Origin of the sequence: Staphylococcus sp. HMSC62B09 (assembly GCF_001839115.1) — a bacterium.
GTDB classification, from domain to species: Bacteria; Bacillota; Bacilli; order Staphylococcales; family Staphylococcaceae; genus Staphylococcus; species Staphylococcus haemolyticus.
In genome coordinates this window covers 1-16,609 of record NZ_KV840134.1, presented here as the reverse complement: position 1 = coordinate 16,609, position 16,609 = coordinate 1, and the positions used below count along the sequence as shown (strand labels likewise).

Below are 16,609 nucleotides of genomic sequence, written 5' to 3'. Positions count from 1 at the left end.
ATAATTTATTAGAATTCAATATTAAGGCGTCTTCGTTCATCAATTTGGGTTTTTAGCTGATCGATATGATTGGATTGAAACTCTTCTGTAATGGCTTTAGCAACCTCAAAAGCAACAACATGTTCACAAACAACACTTGCTGCAGGTACTGCACAACTGTCAGAACGTTCAATCGTGGCTTTGAAGTCTTCTTTAGTATTAATATCAACGGAATTAAGTGGTTTATATAAAGTAGGAATTGGCTTCATAACACCATTAACAATAATTGGCATACCATTTGTCATTCCACCTTCAAAGCCACCTAAATGATTGGAGCCTCTATAGAATCCAATTTCATTATCATATAAAATTTCGTCTTGAATTTCGCTACCTGGTTTTTCAGCAGCTTTGAATCCTTCACCAAAGCTTACTCCTTTAAATGCGTTAATACTTACAACACCTTGTGCTATACGACCATCTAATTTACGATCATATTGCACATAACTACCGACTGCAACAGGCATATTTTCAACCATAACTTGAACAACACCACCAATTGAATCGCCATCTTTTTTAGCAGCATCAATTTTATCTCTCATTTTTTGAGCGATAGTTTCATCAATTACACGTACGTCATTCTTATCAATATTTTGTTTGAATGTTTCAGTATCATATAAACCTTCATCTTTAATACCACCAATTTCAACAACACGACTATACATGTGAATGTCTAATTGTTCTAGAAGAATTTTAGAAACTGCACCTACTGCAACACGTGCTGCTGTCTCTCGAGCCGATGAACGTTCTAAAACATTTCTTAAATCTCTATGATTATATTTCATACCACCGATTAAATCTGCGTGTCCAGGACGGGGTTTTGTAATCGTACGTTTCATATTATCTCTTTCTTCATCAGAAATAGGCTCAATACCCATAATATTTCTCCAATGTGTGAAATCATCATTTGTGACAACAATCGTAATTGGACTACCAAGTGTATATCCATTTCTGACTCCTGATACAATCTCTACTGCATCTTTTTCAATTTGCATACGACGTCCTCTACCGTAGCCACCTTGACGTTTAAACATTTCTTTATTTATATCTTCCGCTTTAATTTCTAAATTAGCAGGCACACCTTCAATAATTACTGTTAATTGAGGACCATGTGATTCTCCAGATGTTAAATATCTCATGAGAATACGCTCCTTTCCCTTTACTACGTTAAATTGTGATATGTGTTATCATATCACATTCAACCTTATAACATAACTAGTGTGCTACAGTATTTTTTAATTTATTAGAATATTTTAATAATTATCAAATGATAGATTAGTGATTTAATATTCAAATTAACAAAGAAGGTAGGACAGAATTCATTTTGAATTCATTGTCCTACCTTTAAAATGTTGAATATATGCTTAATTTAAGAAATTACTTATTTCAATCAACTAAAGTCAATTTGAATTGTAAACGCTTAATAAAATATTTCAATTTACTATTCATATAACCAAGTATCTCTAGGTGCTTCGTAGCTACTTAATTCCTCTTCTTTGAACCATAAATTAATCTCTCTTTGTGCTGATTCAACTGAATCAGAACCATGAATTACGTTTCTTCCTACTGTTAAACCTAAATCTCCTCTTATAGAACCTGGCGTAGCTTCAGAAGGATTTGTTTTACCTATAATATGTCTTGATACATCTACAGCGTCTTCACCTTCGACAACCATTGCAAAAACAGGTGCTGAAGTAATAAATGAAATTAATTTACCATAGAATGGCTTGTCAGTATGTTCGGAATAGTGTTCTTCAGCTAGAGATTGAGGAACTGTCATTAATTTAGCACCGACAAGTTTTAACCCTTTTCTTTCAATACGTGAAATAATTTCTCCCACTAAATTACGTTGTACTGCATCTGGTTTAATCATTAAGAAAGTTCTTTCCATCGTAATTGATCCCCCTGTGAATTAAGTCTGATTAATTTAAGACTTAAAATATAAATGTTTATTTATGTATAGTAATATTGTGTAACAAACAACCTGCTACTATTCAATAGTAACAGGTTGTTAAAGCGCTTTCAATATTTTTTCGTTCTAAACACTACGTGATCCCATTTTCTTTATTAATTTAATAAAAAGACTTTGAGCATTGGGTTCATCAAGTTCATCAATTAACTTAAGCGCCTTAGCTAAATATTTGTCACTAATTGCTTTTGATTCTTTAATACTATAAGAATTTCTAATCTGTTCAATTAGAGGTTTAAACTCTTGAGATTCAGATTGATGATTTAGAGCAGCAATTTTTTTCTTAAATGACGTATCTTTTTTCATTTCAAGTAAAACTGGTAACGTTATATGTCCATTCATTAAATCGCTACCAACTGGTTTGCCAAGTTTCTTTTCAGTGCTAGTAAAATCCAAAATATCATCTACTATTTGGAAACTCATACCAATATAATGACCTATCATTTTAAGTTTTCGAATGGTTTCATCATTAGCTTCTGAAGTAATTGCTCCTACTTCAGTTGCTAGCTGAATTAATAAAGCTGTTTTTCTATTGATACGTCTCAGATAGTTAGTAATACTTTGTTCGCTATTAAATTGATCTTGAAATTGGAATAACTCACCAAGTCCTACATTTACAATTGAATTTGAAATTATGTGATGAATTCGATTGTCACGAATTTCAGATAAATGTTCGAGTCCTAATGCTAGTAGAAAGTTTCCAGTTAGTATTGCAGTAGTAACATCCCATTTTTTTACTATGGTTAATCGTCCACGTCGTTTGTCACTCTTATCTATAACATCATCATGAACGAGCGTTGCCATATGAATTAACTCTAATGCAACTGCGACGCGATACGTGTCTTCTGTTTTCTTTTGTGGACCGAATTGACTACTTAATATAACAAATGCCGGTCTAACTCTTTTACCTCCTGAAGAAAGCAAATGTGATGAGGCTTCACGTAATATTGGATCATTGCTTTCAATAGCTTTTTGAAGGCGTTTTTCTACATTTTTTATCTCGCTATTCATGTTTAACTTTGCCACGTTAATCACCTTTTATTTAGTCGAACTTTTTTGTTTATAGCCTAGATGCATTGCAGCAACGCCACCTGTAAAGCTACGAATTTTAATTTTATTAAAGCCAGCATGTTCAAACAATTGTTTTAACTTATCCTTATCTGGAAAATCGAACGTAGATTGTTGTAACCATTCATATTCTTCTTTTGATTTGGCAAATAATTTACCAAATACTGGCATTACAAATTTAAAGTACAATTTATAAACTTGTTTAAACACAGGCATTGTTGGTTGACTTGTTTCAAGACAAACAATCATTCCGCCTGGCTTTAAGACTCTGTTCATTTCTTTTAATGCAACTAAATAATCAGGTACGTTACGTAGACCGAAACCAATAGTTACATAATCAAATGAATTATCTTCAAACGGTAAATTCATTGCATCGCCATGTACTAAATGAATATTGTTCATATGTTTGGTTTTTTCTTTACCAACTTCTAACATGTTTTCACTAAAGTCTAAACCCGTCACCTCACCATGAGCACCAACTGCTTTACTTAAGGCTATTGTCCAATCAGCAGTACCACAACAAACATCAAGTGCTTTACTACCAACTTTAACTTGCATATCTTTCATTACATGTTTACGCCATACTTTGTGTTGTTCGAAACTAATTATGTTATTTAAACGATCATATTTACTTGAAATATTTTGAAAGACTGTATGAACTTGTTCTTTTTTTGCATTATTTTCAGTCATTAATATTACCTCTACTTTTCTCTATATAACTTTGATTGATATCTTTTAAAAACTGATGTACATCAGCGGCTTGATACATTTTAAGGTAAGATGGATAGTAATCATCAACCTCAGGAATTAATTTTTGATACAAATTTAAAGGGGCTACTTTTTCTTTACTGAAATGAGACAAAGTTATATATGGGAAGATTGTTTCTATTTCAATAATTGCATCATAGATATCTTCAGTTTCTATTACTTGATGATGTAAAGATGATTTTAATTCATTAGATTTAACAATTGCTTTACTCATTGCTAATTGAAAAGTTGGATCATTTATTTCAGCTAACAACGTATAAAAATGAGCACTTAGCAAATCACCAATCAAAATAGATTTCTTTGACTTTTGATTTTGAGTAATTTCATCAAGATGTTTCATTGAAGTATCGATAGTGAGGCAAGCAAGTTTAGCATTCTCAGGAATATCATAACAATCTAATAATTCACCCAATCTAGAGTTTATGTTAATAGCTTCATAGTCATGAATTCCCTTAAGCTTTTGATTAATTTGTCTATTTAATTTGCTTATAGTTCTTTCCATGTTCACACCTCACGTTATTATCACTATACATCTTAACATTATATGAATAAAAATAAAATATAGCGACTTAACGTTACAATTACTTTATTTATTGAATTGAAAAGCTATTACGGAATAACAACATACATAATATAGTAATAAATTATATGCATTAATTCTCTAAAATGATTTATGTATAAAAAAAAGCCCTTTATAGGGCTTTTAAGTAAATTATTTAACAGCATCTTTTAATGCTTTACCAGCTTTAAATGCTGGAACTTTACTTGCAGGAATTTCAATTTCTTTACCTGTTTGAGGGTTACGTCCTTTACGTGCAGCACGTTCACGAACCTCAAAGTTTCCGAAACCAATTAATTGAACTTTTTCACCTTTAGAAAGTGATTGTTGGATTGATTCGAAAACAGCATCTACAGCTGAACCAGCTTCTTTTTTAGTTAAATCAGCTTGTTCTGCAACTGCATTAATTAAATCAGTTTTATTCATTACGAGTTCACCTCCAGATGAATGATAATGATATCTTTATATCATTATGCTATGACTTTAACACAACAATTAATGTTACCGCAATAATTTATGCACTTAAAACACTGAAATATCAGTATTTTATGTACAAGTCTGCGAAAAATTTTTGATAACGAGTAATATTACACTTTATTCAGATTTTTTATCTCTTCCCATTAAATGTTTAACACTGTCTTTAACCGGATTATCTTCGAATAAAACCTTGTAAAGTGCATTAGTTATAGGCATATCAACATTTTGTTGTTTAGCTAAATGGTATACAGAATTAGTAGTATAAATCCCTTCTACTACCATATTCATTTCATTTAAAGCTTCATCCATCGTTTGGCCTTGTCCTAATTTAAATCCTAAAGTGTAATTACGTGAATGCGTTGATGTACAAGTAACAATTAAATCTCCAATACCACCAAGACCTAAAAATGTCATTGGATCAGCACCTAATTTTTCACCTAATCTGCTTATTTCGGCTAAACCTCGTGTCATTAAAGCAGCTTTAGCATTATCACCATAGCCCATGCCGGCTACAATACCACTTGCAACTGCAATGATATTTTTTAATGCTCCTCCTAGTTCAACACCGACTAAATCATTATTAGTGTATACACGTAGATAATCATTCATAAATAAATCTTGAATCAATTTGCTAACTTTTTCATCTTTTGATGATGCGGCGACTGTAGTTGGTTGTTTAATCACTACTTCTTCTGCGTGACTAGGACCTGATAAAACACCGATTCCACCATTGTGTTCTTCTGAAATTGAATCTTCAATCATTTCTGAAACACGTTTGAATGTATCATTTTCTATCCCTTTTGCAACATGTATAAAAGTTTTCTTAGTATCAATTAAATTATCAATTTCACTTGTAACTTCGCGCATTGCTTTAGTTGGTAGAGCCATTAAATATATATCAGTAAAATTCACGGCTTCTTTAATATCACTAGTTGCTTTAATACTACTATTTAAAACGACATCTTTTAGATAGCGTTTATTTTGATGGTGATCATTTAATTCTTTCACACTATCTTCATTTTTTCCCCACATTAAAACAGTATGTCCATTTTCAGCTAATACATTAGCTAATGCAGTACCAAAACTTCCCATACCAAAAACAGTAATTTTAGTCATAGTTTTATCTCCTTCTTAGTTTCTTCTTCTTGGAATGATGTGAATAGGTGTTCCTTCAAAACCAAATGCATGACGGATTTGATTTTCAAGGTAACGTTTGTAAGAAAAATGCATTAGTTCGACATCATTAACGAATACAACAAATGTTGGAGGCTCGATAGCTACTTGTGTAGTATAGAATACATTTAAACGACGGCCTTTATCTGTTGGCGTAGGATTCATAGATATAGCGTCAGTGACAACTTCATTTAAAGTAGAACTTTGAACACGTTTTTTATGGTTTTCGCTTGCTTCATTAATATATGGGAATAACGTGCGTAAACGAGTGCCTTCCTTAGCAGAAACAAAAGCAATTTGAGCATAATCTAAAAATTGGAACTGATTTCTGACATCATCAGCAAATTTCTTCATTGTGTTACTATCTTTGTCAACTGTGTCCCATTTATTCACTACAATGACAACTGCTTTACCTTCTTCGTGAGCATATCCTGCAACACGTTTATCTTGCTCGATTATACCTTCCTCAGCATCGATTACAATCAAGACTACATTAGATCGTTCAATTGCTTTAAGTGCACGTAGTACTGAATATTTTTCAGTTGATTCATATACTTTCCCTTTTTTACGCATACCTGCTGTATCTATTAAAACATAATCTTGTCCATCAAAACTGTATTCAGTATCAACAGCGTCTCTAGTGGTTCCTGCAACATTTGATACAATAACGCGTTCTTCACCAAGAATTGCATTTACTAAACTAGATTTTCCTACATTAGGACGACCAATTATTGAGAGTCTTATAGTATCTTCATCATATGGATCTTCAGTTTCTTCATTAAAGTGCTTAACTACCTCATCTAATAAATCCCCTAAACCTAAGCCGTGTGATCCTGATATTGGATATGGATCTCCAAAACCTAATGAGTAAAAGTCAAAAATGTCATTTCTCATTTCAAGGTTATCTACTTTATTAACGGCCAATACAACAGGTTTTTTAGATTTATATAGCATCTGTGCAACCATTTCATCACTTTGGGTTAAACCTTCTCGAACGTTCACCATAAAGATAATGACATCTGCTTCATCAATTGCGATTTCAGCTTGTGCTCTTATTTGGGTTTGAAATGGAGCATCTCCAATTTCTATTCCACCAGTATCAATAATATTAAATTCATGTGTTAACCATTCGCCTGATGAATAAATTCTATCACGTGTAACACCAGGTGTGTCTTCGACAATTGAAACACGTTCACCTACTACTCTATTAAATATTGTAGATTTCCCTACATTAGGCCTACCTACAATAGCTACAATAGGTTTCGTCATAAGCTAACTTCCTCTCTTTCTAAAATCTCTATAATTTTATCATATGACCATCTTATTTCAAACAAAGTATGTAAGTTAAGCAAAAATATGGTTTTTAAAACAATAAATCTCGCTACATTTCATAATTTAATTACCATTATGATCCATTAAATTGTGAGAAAATGAAAATTCCCAATTAAAGTCTTAAACTTTAATTGGGAATGAGTTTGTATAATAACTTGAGATTAAAATTTTAAGTCTTTAAATTTATCGCCAAAGACATCACCTAATGTTGGATTGTCTTCATTTGAATCATTACTTAAATAAGATTGAGTTGTAGCATCATCGCTCTCAACAACGTCCTCTTTAGGTAATGTAGCTTTAATTGAAAGTGAGATACGTTCATTTTCTTCATCTATACCTAAAATTTTAGCATTAACTTGTTGTCCTGGCTCAAGTTTTTCACCTGGTGTGCCAATATGTTCATGAGCAATTTCTGAAATATGAACTAAACCTTGAACACCTGGAGCAATTTCAACGAAAGCACCGAAGTTAGCTAAACGCACAACTTTACCTTCAATAACATCATCTTCATGAAATTGTCCTTTAATGCTTTCAAATGGTGTAGGTAAAGTATCTTTGATAGAAAGTGAAATACGTTCAGCATCTTTTTCTACAGACTTAACTTTTACATCTACCTCTTGACCTACAGAAACTACATCTTCTGGAGAATCAACATGTTCATGAGATAATTCAGAAACGTGGACTAAACCATCTACGCCACCGATATCAACAAAAGCACCAAAGTTAGTTAGACGAGCGACTTTACCTTTAATAACATCACCAGCATTAAGTGATTCTAATAAAGAAGCTTTTTTTACATCATTTTCAGCTTGCTCTACTGCTTTACGGCTTAAAATGACTCTATTATTTTCAGGATCTAATTCTTCTACTTTAATGCGAATAGTTTGTCCATCGAATACAGAGAAATCTTCAATGAAATCAGTTGAAATTAGTGAAGCTGGTACAAAACCGCGTTGACCTACATCTACAACCAGGCCACCTTTAACTACTTCTGTAACTTTAGCCTCAATTATTTCGTCATTATCAAGTTTTTCTTGTAAATACTCATATGATTTTTCAGTTTCAAGTTGACGTTTTGAAAGAATATACGCACCTGAGTCATTTTCTTCATCAACTTCGATTTTAGTAACATATGCTTCAATTTCATCACCTTGTTTAACTACCTCACTTGGGTTCTCAATATGATGAGTTGAAAGCTGGCTAATTGGAATGATTCCATTGAATTTGCCACCATTAATATGAACTACGACTTGTTTGTCTTCAACTTGTTGAACCTCACCAGTGACTTTGTCACCTTCTTTAATATCATTAATCATTGATTCATTGAATTCTTCAGTCATCTTGTTTGCCTCCTTATACACTACATACATATAACATCTTATAAACCAGTAGAATTGTCAAGAAATTCCCCTTTAGTTTCATAAGTTCTTAAAAAAATTATCAATTATTAAAATTATAAAATGAAAATTTAACTGATTTATAACTTTTGAAAATTTAAAATTTTTATACGAACTAAATGTATGTTATACGATTAAAAAAGTGCTTAATAGTTACCACTTTTTATTATATAGAATAAAAATAGCTATTTAAAATAATTCGCACTTTAAACTTAGTTAAGTACGAATCACTCTAAATAGCTGTCATTATTTATTTAAATATTGTTAACCAAAGTCATTATTTCTTCAGTTACTTCTTCAATCGTTTTACCAGTTGTATCCACTGTGACGGCGTCATCAGCTTTTTTTAAAGGTGAAATGTCCCGATTCATATCGTAATGATCTCTTTCTTCTATTTCTTTTTTTAATTGCGATAGTGTTGATGGGATACCTCTTTGTTCGTTTTCTTTTTGACGTCTTTCAGCTCTTTCTTCAACTGAAGCGATCATGAACACTTTTAATTCTGCATCTGGTAATACTACTGTGCCAATATCTCGGCCATCCATAACAATTCCTTTTTTAGCTGCTAGATCTTTCTGCTTTTCAACTGCAAATGTTCTAACAGGTTCTTTAGAAGCAACATAAGATACATTTTGAGTTACATCATTTTCTCTTAAAAAATCAGTGACGTCTTGATTATCTAATAAAATTCGTTGTCCTTTACTTTTGTCATAGGTTAATTCCAACGTCGTTTGATTAACGAGTGTTTTAAAATCCTCTGGTTTATCATTTTGAAGATATTTATAAGTAATCGCACGGTACATTGCACCTGTATCAACGTAAATCATAGACAATTTACTAGCTACTTGTCGTGCAATAGTACTTTTACCTGCAGCTGCAGGACCATCCAAGGCAATATTTATTAAGTCCATATTATTTATCCTTCCTTGTTGTTTTATTTGTATTATTTTATCATAAATATGTAAATTAAAAATAGGAGGAACGAAATGAAAAGATTATTAGTTATACATACTGGTGGCACAATTAGTATGTCCCAAAACCAATTTAGTCAGGTAGTAACAAATGATGTGAATCCAATATCTCTTCATAGAGACATTATTGGCCAATACGCTGATGTTGATGAAATTCATCCATTTAACATTCCGTCTCCTCATATAACAATTCAAAATGTCGAGAAGTTGAGAAATATAATTATTGAAGCTAATGAGACAGATAAATATGATGGTTTTGTAGTTACACATGGTACTGATACTCTTGAAGAGACTGCATACCTTTTAGATTTATTATTAGACATTAGATGTCCTGTTGTTATAACTGGTGCAATGAGATCTTCTAATGAGATTGGTTCCGATGGATTATATAATTTCATTTCATCAATTCGTGTAGCCTCTTCTAGTGATGCAAATTACAAAGGCGTTATGGTCGTATTCAATGATGAAATACATACTGCTAGAAATGTAACGAAGACGCATACTTCTAACATCAATACCTTCCAAAGTCCAAATCAAGGACCATTAGGAATATTAACTAAAGATAATGTTCAATTCTATAATCAACCTTATAAACAACAGTCATTTGAAATAATAAATTATCAGTTGAAAGTACCATTGATAAAAGCTTATATGGGTATGGAAAGTGACATATTTAATTTTTATGCGCAACAAAACGTAGATGGTATCGTCATTGAAGCTTTAGGGCAAGGAAATTTACCTCCAAGTTGCTTGAAAGGTGTCCAATCTTGTTTAAATAATAATATACCTATTGTGTTAGTTTCTAGATCTTTTAATGGGATTGTAAGTCCAGTTTATGCCTATGAAGGTGGTGGCTTTCAATTAGCGAATAATGGTTTAATATTTTCAAATGGATTAAATGGTCCTAAAGCAAGACTTAAGTTACTAATTGGCCTAAGTAATCAACTCAATATTGTAGAATTAAAAAATTATTTTGAAAAGCAAAATTAATTACAAGATTTTAGAAAAATAATGTGATTTAATTTGATTTGCTTGAGAAGTTACTACTTAATAATCTTTTGGTATCATATTAATTTATTTTCATAAGGATGATAAGAGCTGAGAAGACACTAATGTTGCGTCGTTCTCAGCTCTTATTAACTATACTGCTGTTTTATACTTCTGTCCTTAACTTTCAAGAGGTGTTTGCTTTTTACTTAAAATACTCTGAGTAATAATCCCGCCATGATATTTACCATTTTCAATAAAGATTGCATTATTATCATTACCTGCAGCAATTACGCCAGCAATATAGCAATTCTCAACATTTGTCTCAAAAGTTTCTTTATTATGAACTGGAGCAGTTCCATATTCATTTGTATTAATTTCAATTCCAATAGATTCTAAGAAATCGTAATCAGGGTGATACCCTATCATTGCAAATACATGATCATTAGGTATCTCTGTAACTTTACCGTTCTTTTCATAAATCACGCTATTCTCTGTTATTTCAGTAACGTTCGCATTGAACTCCATAGTGATTTTTTCATGATTAACTAATGATTCAAAATTTGGCAATATCCATGGTTTAATGGCAGCTGAATATCGATCACCTCTGTATAGTACAGTTACATTTGCACCTGCTTTTTCTAATTCTAATGCAGCGTCAACAGCAGAATTTTTACCACCTATGACAGTAACATCTAAATTAAAAAACGGGTGTGCTTCTTTAAAATAATGTTGTACTTTAGGAAGTTCTGCCCCTTTAACCTCTAACTTATTATGTTGACCATAATAACCGGTTGCAACAGTTAAAAATTTACACTCATAAACATCTTTAGTAGTTGTTATAGTGAACTTATTGTCAATTTTTTTAACAGTGAGTACTTCTTCAAATGCATGAACATTTAACTGATGATGTTTAACAACTTCTCTATAATATACTAGTGCTTGATTGCGTCGGGGTTTACTTTCTTCGACTATAAAAGGAATATCACCGATACTTAATTTATCACTAGATGAGAAAAATGTTTGGTGTGTTGGATATTTATATATAGCATCTACAACATTCCCTTTTTCGATGACTAATGTATCAATACCCTTTCTTTTTTGTTCAATAGCAGCACTTAAACCGCATGGGCCTCCGCCGATAATAATACTTTCTATGCTTTGCATGTCATTGGCCTCCTTTAATCACCCATATATTATAGCAGTTGTTTCGCTATTTCTAAATAGAATAGCACTCACAATATTTATATAAAATTAAAATTATATGTGCATTGAAACAAAAAAAGACTGAAACAATTTTGTTTCAGTCTCTTTAGAATGATGATTAAGTTATTGTGGGATTATTAATTTTTGACCGTTAGAAATATTATTACTTGATAAGCCATTAGCTTGTTTAAGTTTATTTACATTTTCAACAGTACCTTCTCCGTAGTATTGAATAGCGATACGGTATAAGTTTTCATTACCTGATACTACGTGAGTTTGTTGTCCTGAATTAGAACTATTTGATTGATTATTATTACTGTTACTTTGACTGCTACTGTTTGAAGTAGCTTGAGAGTTACCATTGTTATTGTCACTATTTGAATTACTACCAATATTATCTGATGATGAAACGTTATCAGATGAATTTGATGAAGTACTATTATCTGAAGTGCTACTATTATCATCACTTGAATTACTAGATGATTCATTGTCTGTTGTAGCTTTGTCATTTGAGTCGTCATCATTAGTTGCTTTGTCTTTATCTTTGTCACTGCTTGCTTTGTCTTTGTCGCTATCATTACTAGCTTTGTCTTTACTATCTTTGTTGTTATCTTTGTTAGCAGTTTGTTCTGTTTTGTTATTTGCTTGGTTGCTATCTTTTTTATCGTTGTTTAAATACATTCCAATAAAGATAGCAAGTGCAGCTAGAATAAGTAATAAAGCGATAAGTGGAAGTAAAATACCTGCTAGACCACGTTTCTTTTTACCATTGTGAGCTTGGAATCCATCATTACCCTCGTCATGTTTATGATTTCTATGATCGTCTTGATGATCACTGTTATGGCTATGATTATCTTTATGGTTATGATTATTATTTTTATGGTCTTTTTTATGTTTTGCAGCTGCTACTCCAGCTGCGCCAGCCGCACCAGCTGCACCGGCACCAACTGCTGCTTTTTTACCTTTATTACCTTTTTTGGGTTCTTCTTTAGAATGGTTATCTTTGGCGTCAAGATGCTCGTCATGAAGGTCTTTATCATGTTTTCTGTTTTGATCATATTGATTATCGTTATTTAAACCACGATCATCTTTATGTTCGTTATATTTTGAGTCATGATGTGCATCTTTTTTACGTTTGTCTTTTGCAGCTTTAGCACCAGCAGCTCCAGCGACTGCGGAACCTCCAGCTATTTCAGCGTCTTTGCCATGTCGAGACTTTTTGTTTTGTTGATCTTTGTGATTTCGATTATCTTGACGCTCATCGATACTTTCTTCATGATTACGACGATGACGATCCTCATCATTCAAACTATCATTATCATAGTCTTTATCATATTTTCTATTTGATGCTTCATGACGATTATTTCTACGTGAAGCATCATCATTAAAGTCTCTATCAAAAGAACGTTTGTCATCCTTATGTATTGGCTCGTTATCTAGATGCTCTTCTTGCTGATTGTGTTGTAACTCATTGAAAGAGTCTTCATCGTGTCGATTATCAAGTGAACCATTAGCATTTGAATCAGAACTTTGATTATCAAATTTTCTGTTTTTATTAGTAGCTTGGTTACGTCTTCTTTGACGTCTTTGTGCGTTTCTAGGTGGGAATTGTTGGTCTGATTGATTATCAAAATCATTGGACTCATTTGAATTTTCATCAAACTCGTTTGTATTATCTTCGAATTGATCATCAGAATTAATAGACTGACGATTTTTTTCGAAATCATCTCTAAAATTATTTTTAGACACGGTCATCATCCTCTCTTAAATAATTATTTAAATATCACATACCATATACCCCACAAAGCGTGAAATATGTATAGTATTTAAATATTTCTTGAAAAACTTTAAGTATTATAATTATATCCTCTTAAAATAAATTTAGTAAAGAAAAGCAACTATACTTTAAATAAATATTTTAACTTTTCAGTATAACTTAATTTTCTTTTAACTTTTTTTCTATTGGTAACTTTTATAGGCATCAAATTAGAATCTATATCACAACATTGCTGAGGTTGAGTTGGATTATCACCAAAAAATTCTAATAAATAACGACGTCTACATTTATCTAGGGATGTATAACCGATCATTCTTTGATAACCTAATTTTTTTCGAATTAATGAATTGTCAAAAATTGTTTTGAGTACGTTGGATGAATATCTTTGACTCAATATGGTTAGTATTTCTTGCTTTTGAGGAGGTAAAAAAGCACCTATATCAAAAGCATCGATGTCTTCAGTAGTTATCGCATCACTAAACAATAATGTCTCTAATATATAGCTATCGTCTGGCTGATATAGACTAATCGCTTGGCTTTGTAAATTATCTCTCCCGGCTCTACCAATTTCTTGTAAGTAATTTGAAGGACTTGTTGATAAATGAAAATGGATGACTGTTCTAATGTCTTTTTTATTAACGCCCATGCCAAAAGCACTAGTAGCCACGATAACGGGTATAAAGTTCTCCATAAATTGATTTTGTACAGTATGTCGTTCTTGATAAGATAAATCACCATGATAAATACCGGTTAAATAACCATGGTCGTATATCATATTGGCTAATTCTAAACAGACCTTTTTAGATGAAACATAAATAATAGTTGGACCGGATTGTTCTAAAAAGTTTAATAGCCACTTAATTTTAGCACCATCATTTTCAAAGTTAAGATGAGAAAAAGATATATTCTCCCGATTCATAGAAGTCTTAATTACGTTTAATTTCCTAGATAAGATAAGATTCAAGTCGTTTTCTAAATGAGGTGGTGCTGTAGCTGTTAAAGCCAGTATTGATGCATTTTTATAATGAGATGTTATCTTACCTATTAATGCATAATGAGGTCGGAAATCATAACCCCATTCAGATAAACAATGTGCCTCATCAAGTACAATTAATCCGAAGTCAATTTTCCTAATTAATTTAAAGTTTTGTGTTTGTAAAATAAATTCTGGACTTAAAAAAACAAAGCGACTTTTGTGTAATGAATTTATATTTTGTTGTTTTTCATTTTCATCCATGCCTGAATGAATAGAAGTAACAAATTTCTCACCTTGAGCTTTCAATTGCATCACTTGGTCATCCATAAGAGAGATTAACGGAGATATTATTAATGTTGGCTTTCCTTTTATATAGGTTGGCATTTGGTAACATAAGCTTTTACCACTCCCCGTAGGAAGAATACCTAGGGTATCTTTCTTACTAACTACACTTTCGATTATTTCTTTTTGACCAGGATTAAATGATGAGAATCCGAACCATTCTCTCAATTTTTCTTCAAGCACTCAATTCACCTCTCTCAATACCGACTATTAACAATTTAATTTGAAAATAAGATAATTGATCAAATTCTTCTTTATATAATTTTAATCTATGTCCTCTGTTTTGATAATAAAATGCTATAAATTCACTTGTTTGTGGGCCATTAACAAAGGTTTGGTATTCTGAAAAATATCCTTTTATAAATAATTCAAGAACGTGATCTTCGATTGTGTTAATTTTAACATTTTGGGTCACTGCAGCCTCATCCATAGAAAGACCTTTGAGTAATTGATGATACGTAATTGTCGTTTTATTTAACAAAGTCGGTAATATGATTGTTTGAGTTAATATAGGAAATTGTTTATCGTTTTCTAATGCAAACATCATTTGCACTAAATTATTGAGTTCAAGTTCAAATAACTTAGTTACAGGTATATCTTCTATTAAAGAAACCTGCTGTCGCGTATACATAGGTTCTTCATAACCTTGTAGATAATAATGGATTAAACAGTTGTTACTACATTTTTCATCAATAAAATGAAAGAGCTGTTCGATTTCTTTTTCAAAATCATCAACTAAATTTTGTTCCAGTATTTTTGAATAGATTTGTTTCACTCTACTTTGAACAGTTATTTGTTGTGTAATTGGTATAAAGTTTAAGTGGTTGTTTTTAAAATGAGTTATAGTTTGTATTAGTAATTGAATGCAACTAAAAGTTTGAATCATACTATCGTATGTATATCTTGGATGTATTGTAATGTCAGTATTTTGATTATTATAGGTGTCTAAAAATCGCTCAAAAGACGGATATTTTAATTTAGGTAAACTATGATATAATGATAAAAGTTGTTGGGAACAAGCATCAAAAAATGTTTGATGTGATTTTTTTCCATTCAAAATATTATAAATACTTTTATTGGTTTTATAATCGAATGAATGATTTGATGCATAGGTAATAATTGAGTGCATTAATGAATCCTCACTTTATATAACTAATAGAATAGTAAATAAATTAATCGAAGTGTTATTTAACATTTGTTATACTAGTGTAGCATTTTTATCAAAGGAGGCGAAGAATTTGGCAAAGTATACAATCGTTGATATGGATACATGTATTGCTTGTGGAGCATGTGGTGCTGCTGCACCTGACATTTACGATTATGACGACGAAGGTATTGCTTTCGTAATTCTTGATGATAATCAAGGTACTGCAGAAGTACCAGAAGAATTATATGAAGATATGGAAGATGCGCTTGAAGGTTGTCCGACTGATTCAATTAAGATTGAAGAAGAACCATTTGATGGTGATGCTCTTAAATTTGAATAGTCACATATTGTGAGTGAATTAATAATGAAACCTCCTAATGTTGAATAATTAGGGCTCTATAATAAATTGGACTGATGACTAAAA

General features: G+C 31.6%; 16 protein-coding genes. 2 read left to right on the top strand and 14 right to left on the bottom strand.

Going from position 1 to position 16,609, the window contains the following annotated elements:
• Window positions 1-8: 8 nt before the first annotated feature.
• From aroC to cmk, 10 genes are all read right to left on the bottom strand, one after another.
• Entirely contained in the window at window positions 9-1,175 is a 1,167-nt protein-coding gene (gene aroC, locus HMPREF3265_RS06010) for a chorismate synthase (protein ID WP_070485458.1), read from the bottom strand.
• A 302-nt stretch (window positions 1,176-1,477) separates the two neighbouring features.
• Window positions 1,478-1,927 (bottom strand): nucleoside-diphosphate kinase, encoded by a 450-nt coding sequence (ndk, locus tag HMPREF3265_RS06005; RefSeq protein WP_037537054.1) that lies wholly within the window; start codon window positions 1,925-1,927, stop codon window positions 1,478-1,480.
• A gap of 147 nt (window positions 1,928-2,074) precedes the next feature.
• Window positions 2,075-3,031, bottom strand: a complete 957-nt coding sequence (locus tag HMPREF3265_RS06000) for a polyprenyl synthetase family protein (RefSeq protein ID WP_011275739.1) — start codon at window positions 3,029-3,031, stop codon at window positions 2,075-2,077.
• Between the two features lie 12 nt (window positions 3,032-3,043).
• Complete coding sequence (locus HMPREF3265_RS05995; RefSeq protein ID WP_070442953.1) at window positions 3,044-3,763, bottom strand: demethylmenaquinone methyltransferase; 720 nt, start codon at window positions 3,761-3,763, stop codon at window positions 3,044-3,046.
• Complete coding sequence (locus tag HMPREF3265_RS05990; protein WP_070861149.1) at window positions 3,756-4,343, bottom strand: heptaprenyl diphosphate synthase component 1; 588 nt, start codon at window positions 4,341-4,343, stop codon at window positions 3,756-3,758. Before HMPREF3265_RS05990 ends, HMPREF3265_RS05995 begins: the two co-directional genes overlap by 8 nt.
• A gap of 210 nt (window positions 4,344-4,553) precedes the next feature.
• Window positions 4,554-4,826, bottom strand: a complete 273-nt coding sequence (locus HMPREF3265_RS05985; protein ID WP_011275733.1) for an HU family DNA-binding protein — start codon at window positions 4,824-4,826, stop codon at window positions 4,554-4,556.
• Between the two features lie 168 nt (window positions 4,827-4,994).
• A complete protein-coding gene (locus HMPREF3265_RS05980) occupies window positions 4,995-5,993 on the bottom strand; it encodes an NAD(P)H-dependent glycerol-3-phosphate dehydrogenase (protein ID WP_070861148.1) in 999 nt (332 codons plus the stop codon).
• Between the two features lie 15 nt (window positions 5,994-6,008).
• Window positions 6,009-7,319: a ribosome biogenesis GTPase Der gene (gene der, locus HMPREF3265_RS05975; RefSeq protein WP_053026656.1), complete on the bottom strand. Its 1,311-nt coding sequence runs from the start codon at window positions 7,317-7,319 to the stop codon at window positions 6,009-6,011.
• A 224-nt stretch (window positions 7,320-7,543) separates the two neighbouring features.
• Window positions 7,544-8,722, bottom strand: coding sequence for a 30S ribosomal protein S1 (gene rpsA / locus HMPREF3265_RS05970; protein ID WP_070861147.1), 1,179 nt, complete (start codon window positions 8,720-8,722; stop codon window positions 7,544-7,546).
• Window positions 8,723-9,033: 311 nt separating this feature from the next.
• The gene (gene cmk, locus HMPREF3265_RS05965; RefSeq protein WP_011275729.1) at window positions 9,034-9,690 is read right to left on the bottom strand and encodes a (d)CMP kinase; all 657 of its coding nucleotides are present in this window, start codon (window positions 9,688-9,690) and stop codon (window positions 9,034-9,036) included.
• Window positions 9,691-9,765: 75 nt separating this feature from the next.
• On the opposite strand from cmk, the gene HMPREF3265_RS05960 reads away from it, so the two are divergent.
• Window positions 9,766-10,740 (top strand): asparaginase, encoded by a 975-nt coding sequence (locus HMPREF3265_RS05960; protein WP_070861146.1) that lies wholly within the window; start codon window positions 9,766-9,768, stop codon window positions 10,738-10,740.
• A 177-nt stretch (window positions 10,741-10,917) separates the two neighbouring features.
• On the opposite strand, the gene ypdA is transcribed toward HMPREF3265_RS05960, so the two are convergent.
• The 4 genes from ypdA to HMPREF3265_RS05940 form a co-directional block, all read right to left on the bottom strand.
• The gene (gene ypdA, locus HMPREF3265_RS05955) at window positions 10,918-11,904 is read right to left on the bottom strand and encodes a bacillithiol disulfide reductase YpdA (RefSeq protein WP_037537045.1); all 987 of its coding nucleotides are present in this window, start codon (window positions 11,902-11,904) and stop codon (window positions 10,918-10,920) included.
• Between the two features lie 162 nt (window positions 11,905-12,066).
• On the bottom strand, window positions 12,067-13,698 hold the full coding sequence (gene ebpS, locus HMPREF3265_RS05950; RefSeq protein ID WP_256323920.1) for an elastin-binding protein EbpS: 1,632 nt from the start codon (window positions 13,696-13,698) through the stop codon (window positions 12,067-12,069).
• A gap of 143 nt (window positions 13,699-13,841) precedes the next feature.
• Window positions 13,842-15,221: a RecQ family ATP-dependent DNA helicase gene (locus HMPREF3265_RS05945; protein WP_070861144.1), complete on the bottom strand. Its 1,380-nt coding sequence runs from the start codon at window positions 15,219-15,221 to the stop codon at window positions 13,842-13,844.
• A complete protein-coding gene (locus HMPREF3265_RS05940) occupies window positions 15,214-16,167 on the bottom strand; it encodes a YpbB family protein (protein ID WP_070442929.1) in 954 nt (317 codons plus the stop codon). Before HMPREF3265_RS05940 ends, HMPREF3265_RS05945 begins: the two co-directional genes overlap by 8 nt.
• Before the next feature lie 109 nt (window positions 16,168-16,276).
• On the opposite strand from HMPREF3265_RS05940, the gene HMPREF3265_RS05935 reads away from it, so the two are divergent.
• Entirely contained in the window at window positions 16,277-16,525 is a 249-nt protein-coding gene (locus HMPREF3265_RS05935) for a ferredoxin (protein WP_002449743.1), read from the top strand.
• Window positions 16,526-16,609 lie beyond the last annotated feature (84 nt).

What these genes read in the sequence shown, in the direction of transcription:
- ndk (WP_037537054.1), bottom strand. Translation starts at nt 1,927, where the DNA reads ATGGAAAGAACTTTCTTAATGATTAAACCAGATGCAGTACAACGTAAT.
- ypdA (WP_037537045.1), bottom strand. Translation starts at nt 11,904, where the DNA reads ATGCAAAGCATAGAAAGTATTATTATCGGCGGAGGCCCATGCGGTTTA.
- HMPREF3265_RS05940 (WP_070442929.1), bottom strand. Translation starts at nt 16,167, where the DNA reads ATGCACTCAATTATTACCTATGCATCAAATCATTCATTCGATTATAAA.
- aroC (WP_070485458.1), bottom strand. Translation starts at nt 1,175, where the DNA reads ATGAGATATTTAACATCTGGAGAATCACATGGTCCTCAATTAACAGTA.
- HMPREF3265_RS05995 (WP_070442953.1), bottom strand. Translation starts at nt 3,763, where the DNA reads ATGACTGAAAATAATGCAAAAAAAGAACAAGTTCATACAGTCTTTCAA.
- cmk (WP_011275729.1), bottom strand. Translation starts at nt 9,690, where the DNA reads ATGGACTTAATAAATATTGCCTTGGATGGTCCTGCAGCTGCAGGTAAA.
- rpsA (WP_070861147.1), bottom strand. Translation starts at nt 8,722, where the DNA reads ATGACTGAAGAATTCAATGAATCAATGATTAATGATATTAAAGAAGGT.
- ebpS (WP_256323920.1), bottom strand. Translation starts at nt 13,698, where the DNA reads ATGACCGTGTCTAAAAATAATTTTAGAGATGATTTCGAAAAAAATCGT.
- HMPREF3265_RS05980 (WP_070861148.1), bottom strand. Translation starts at nt 5,993, where the DNA reads ATGACTAAAATTACTGTTTTTGGTATGGGAAGTTTTGGTACTGCATTA.
- HMPREF3265_RS05990 (WP_070861149.1), bottom strand. Translation starts at nt 4,343, where the DNA reads ATGGAAAGAACTATAAGCAAATTAAATAGACAAATTAATCAAAAGCTT.
- HMPREF3265_RS05960 (WP_070861146.1), top strand. Translation starts at nt 9,766, where the DNA reads ATGAAAAGATTATTAGTTATACATACTGGTGGCACAATTAGTATGTCC.
- der (WP_053026656.1), bottom strand. Translation starts at nt 7,319, where the DNA reads ATGACGAAACCTATTGTAGCTATTGTAGGTAGGCCTAATGTAGGGAAA.
- HMPREF3265_RS05985 (WP_011275733.1), bottom strand. Translation starts at nt 4,826, where the DNA reads ATGAATAAAACTGATTTAATTAATGCAGTTGCAGAACAAGCTGATTTA.